4 protein-coding genes are annotated in these 4466 nt (G+C 68.5%); all 4 read left to right on the forward strand.

Translation table 11 applies throughout. The features are described from left to right. The coding region (rseP, locus tag VFM98_RS16910; RefSeq protein ID WP_325111067.1) for an RIP metalloprotease RseP at positions 1-965 on the forward strand (965 nt) is incomplete at its 5' end. 63 nt (positions 966-1028) lie between these two features. Further along, the gene (gene bamA, locus VFM98_RS16915) at positions 1029-3323 is read left to right on the forward strand and encodes an outer membrane protein assembly factor BamA (protein WP_325111068.1); all 2295 of its coding nucleotides are present in this window, start codon (positions 1029-1031) and stop codon (positions 3321-3323) included. Beyond that, positions 3323-3832, forward strand: coding sequence for an OmpH family outer membrane protein (locus VFM98_RS16920; protein ID WP_325111069.1), 510 nt, complete (start codon positions 3323-3325; stop codon positions 3830-3832). Before bamA ends, VFM98_RS16920 begins: the two co-directional genes overlap by 1 nt. 16 nt (positions 3833-3848) lie before the next feature. Then, positions 3849-4466: UDP-3-O-(3-hydroxymyristoyl)glucosamine N-acyltransferase (locus VFM98_RS16925; RefSeq protein ID WP_325111070.1), on the forward strand; the 618-nt coding region annotated here is incomplete at its 3' end.

Genomic DNA, 4466 nt, shown 5'->3' on the forward strand with positions numbered 1-4466 from the left:
GCTCCATCGCGGCCGAGGCCGGCCTGCGCGGCGGCGAGCACGTGCAGGGCGCGGCGCTGGAGGGCGATGCCGTCGAGCCGGTGCGCTCCTTCGAGGAACTGCGCTGGCTGCTCACCCGCGGCGCGCTGGACGGCCGCGACCTGCGCATCACCCTGGGCCGCGAGGGTTCGGGGGGCCGCAGCGAGGTGCTGCTGCCGCTGTCGCAGCTCGATGCCCGCGATGCCGACGCCCAGCTGCTGCGCAAGGTCGGCATCGTCGCGCCCTGGAGCCCGCCGGTGCTGGGCGAGGTGATGGCCGGCGGCGCCGCCGAGCGCGCCGGACTGCGCAAGGGCGACGTGGTGCTGCGCGTGAACCAGCAGCCGGTGGGCGACGCGCAGCAGCTGCGCGACCTGATCCGCGCCCAGGTGCGTGCGGGCCGCGGCCTCGCCTCCACCTGGGAGGTCGAGCGCCACGGCCGGCGCCTGCAGCTGCAGGTCACGCCCGATGTCGTCAACGGCGAAGGTGCGGCCAGTTTCGGCCGCATCGCCGCCTACGTCGGCGCGCCGCCCGCGATGGTGACGGTGCGCCATGGCCCGGTCGAAGGGCTGTGGAAGGGCGTGGAGAAGACCTGGGAAGTCTCGGCGCTCACGCTGCGCATGATGGGCCGCATGGTGATCGGCCAGGCCTCGGTGAAGAACCTCTCGGGGCCGCTCACGATCGCCGACTACGCGGGCAAGTCGGCCAGCCTCGGGCTCACGCAATACCTGCTGTTCCTGGCCCTCATCAGCGTCAGCCTGGGGGTGCTGAACCTGCTGCCGCTGCCCGTCTTGGACGGTGGACACCTGATGTATTATCTTTGGGAGGCCGTCACGGGGCGGAGCATCTCCGAAGCCTGGATGGAGCGCCTGCAGCGCGGCGGCGTCGCGGTGCTGCTGGTGATGATGTCGATTGCGCTGTTCAACGACGTCGCACGCTTCTTTGGATAGAACAACGTAGCTGTAGCCGCCGCTGGTCCCGCCGCGGATTCGCCGGCGCCCTTTCCTGATTCAATGAAGAAACAATTCAAGCGCTTGCGCGTGCGTACCGTCTCGGCTGTCTGCATGCTGGCCTTCGCGGCCAACACCTGGGCGGTCGAGCCGTTCACCGTGCGCGACATCCGCGTCGAAGGCCTGCAGCGGGTGGAGCCCGGCACCGTGTTCGGTTCGCTGCCCTTCCGCGTGGGCGACCAGTACAACGACGACAAGGGCTCGGCCGCGATCCGGGCCCTGTTCGCATTGGGCCTGTTCAAGGACGTGCGGCTGGAAGTGCAGGGCGACGTGCTGATCGTGATCGTGGAGGAGCGCCCCACGGTCAACGAGGTGGATTTCGTCGGCACCAAGGAATTCGACAAGGACACGCTGAAGAAGGCGCTGCGCGAGATCGGCCTGACCGAGGGCCGCCCCTACGACCAGGCTTTGGCCGACCGCGCCGAGCAGGAACTGCGCCGCCAGTACATCAACCGCAGCCTCTACGGCGCCGAGGTGGTGACCACGGTCACGCCGATCGAGCGCAACCGCGTGAACCTCACCTTCACGGTGACCGAGGGCGAGCCGACCCGCATCAAGGAGATGCACATCGTCGGCAACCGCAGCTTCGGCGAGAAGCAGCTGCTGGACCTGATGGACCTGGACACCGGCGGCTGGCTGTCCTGGTACACCAAGTCGGACCGCTATTCGCGCACCAAGCTCAACGCGGACCTGGAAGCGCTGCGCTCCTACTACCTGCAGCGCGGCTTCCTCGAGTTCCGCATCGATTCGACCCAGGTCGCGATCTCGCCCAACAAGCAGGACATCAGCATCACGATCAACATCACGGAAGGCCAGCGCTACGTGGTGTCGGGCGTGAAGCTGGAAGGCGACTACCTGGGCAAGGAAGAGGAATTCAAGTCGCTGGTGAAGATCCGCCCCGGCGAGCCGTACAACGCCGACCAGGTGACGGAGACCACCAAGGCCTTCACCGAGTACTTCGGCAACTTCGGCTACGCCTTCGCCCAGGTGGAGGCCCGCCCCGAGATCGACCGCACCAACAACCGCGTGTTCTTCACGCTGGTGGCGGAGCCCTCGCGGCGCGCCTACGTGCGCCGCATCAACATCGCCGGCAACAACCGCACCCGCGACGAAGTGATCCGGCGCGAGTTCCGCCAGTTCGAGTCGAGCTGGTACGACGCCGAGAAGATCAAGCTCTCGCGCGACCGGGTGGACCGCCTGGGCTTCTTCAAGGACGTGAACATCGAGACCAGCGACGTGCCGGGCGCCCCCGACCAGGTGGACCTGAACGTCACGGTGGTGGAACGTCCCACCGGCTCGCTGCAGCTGGGGGCCGGCTTCTCCAGCGCCGAAAAGCTGGCGCTGTCGTTCTCGGTCAAGCAGGAAAACGCCTTCGGCACCGGCAACTACCTGAGCGCCGAGGTCAACACCAGCCGCTTCAACCGCACCATCGCGCTCACCTCGGTGGACCCGTACTTCACGCCCAACGGCGTGTCGCGCACGGTGGACGTGTACCACCGCACCTCGCGGCCGTACGACGAGCAGGGCGGCAACTACTCGCTGGTCACCTCCGGCGCGGGCCTGCGCTTCGGCGTGCCGTTCTCGGAGGTCGACACGGTGTTCTTCGGCGGCGGCTTCGAGCGCACGCAGATCCGCCCCGGCACCAACATCCCGGCGGTGTACCTCGATTACGCCGAGCGCTTCGGCTTCACCAGCAGCGCCTTCCCGCTGACGGTGGGCTGGTCGCGCGACGACCGCGACAGCAGCCTCACGCCCACCCGCGGCCGCTTCCAGCGCTTCGCCGGCGAATGGGGCGTGGGCGGCGACGCCCGCTACCTGCGCGGCGACTACCAGTTCCAGCAGTACCTGCCGCTCGGCCGCCTGTATACCTTCGCCTTCAACGGCGAGTTGGGCTGGGGCAAGGGCCTGAACGGCCGGCCCTATCCGGTGTTCAAGAACTTCTATTCGGGCGGCCTGGGCTCGGTGCGCGGCTTCCAGCAGGGCACCCTGGGCCCGCGCGACGTGACCGGCGCCTCCATCGGCGGCGCGCGCAAGATCACCCTCAACGCCGAACTCATCACGCCCTTCCCGGGCGCCGGCAACGACCGCACGTTGCGCCTGTTCGGCTTTGCCGACGCCGGCAACGTGTTCGGCGAGAACGAGCAGGTGCGCTTCGGCGACCTGCGCGCTTCGGTCGGTTTCGGCCTGTCCTGGCTGTCGCCGATCGGGCCCCTGCGCATCGCGATAGCCCAACCGGTGCGCAAGCAGGCTGGCGATAGAATCCAGAGATTGCAATTCCAGATCGGAACGTCCTTCTGATGAAGTATTTCGTGCGTCACTGCGTGGTGTTCCTGCTGGGCGCCCTGGCCCTCGGGGCCCAGGTGCAGGCGGAGGATTTCCGCGTGGGCTTCGTCAACACCGACCGGATCTTCCGCGAGGCCAATTCCGCCAAGGCGGCCCAGGCCAAGCTGGAACAGGAGTTCGCGAAGCGCGAGAAGGAACTCAACGACCTGGGCAACGCCCTCAAGGCGGCGTCGGAGAAGTTCGAGCGCGAGGCGCCCACCCTCACCGAGCAGCAGCGCGGCCAGCGGCAGAAGGCCCTGATCGACCAGGACCGCGAATTCCAGCGCAAGCGGCGCGAATTCCAGGAGGACCTGAACGCGCGCAAGAACGAGGAACTGCAGCAGGTGCTCGATCGCGCCAACCGCGTCGTGCGCCAGGTCGCCGAGCAGGAGAAGTACGACCTGATCCTGCAGGAGGCCGTCTACATCAACCCCAAGCACGACATCACCGACAAGGTGATCAAGGCGCTCAACGCCTCGCGCTGATTCCCGCGTTCCGGCCGTGGCGCTGCAACTTGGCGAGATCATCGCGGCGCTCGGCGGCGAGCTGCACGGCGACGCCGCGCTGCGCATCGAGGGCCTGGCGCCGCTCGAATCGGCGCAGCCCTCGCAACTGAGCTTCCTCAGCAACCCGAAGTACCGGCAGCAGCTCGAGGCCTCGCGCGCCGGCTGCGTGATCGTGGCGCCGGCCCTGCGCGAGCAGGCGCTGGCGCGCGGCGCCTGCATCGTTGCCGACGATCCTTATCTCTATTTCGCCCGCGTCACGCAATTGTGGAAGCGCACGCATGCGCGGCCGGAAAGCGTGGCGATCCACCCCAGCGCCGTGATCGCCGACGACGCCCGGATCGGCGAGGGCGCGCGCATCGGGCCGCACTGCGTGGTGGAACGCGGGGCGCGCATCGGCGCCGGCACGGTGCTCAAGGCCCGCGTCTACGTGGGTGAGGACTGCTCGGTCGGCGCGCGCTGCATCCTGCACGCCGGGGTGGTGATCGGCGCCGACGGCTTCGGCTTCGCGCCGCACCAGGGCGCCTGGGAGAAGATCGAGCAGCTCGGTGCCGTGCGCATCGGCGACGACGTGGAGATCGGCGCCAACACCTGCATCGACCGCGGCGCGCTGGCC

The sequence above is a fragment of the Ramlibacter sp. genome (assembly GCF_035706265.1).
GTDB lineage: Bacteria > Pseudomonadota > Gammaproteobacteria > Burkholderiales > Burkholderiaceae_C > Ramlibacter.

Bases quoted from the DNA above. Each gene is read 5' to 3' on its own strand.
- bamA (WP_325111068.1), top strand. From the start codon at position 1,029: ATGAAGAAACAATTCAAGCGCTTGCGCGTGCGTACCGTCTCGGCTGTC.
- VFM98_RS16920 (WP_325111069.1), top strand. From the start codon at position 3,323: ATGAAGTATTTCGTGCGTCACTGCGTGGTGTTCCTGCTGGGCGCCCTG.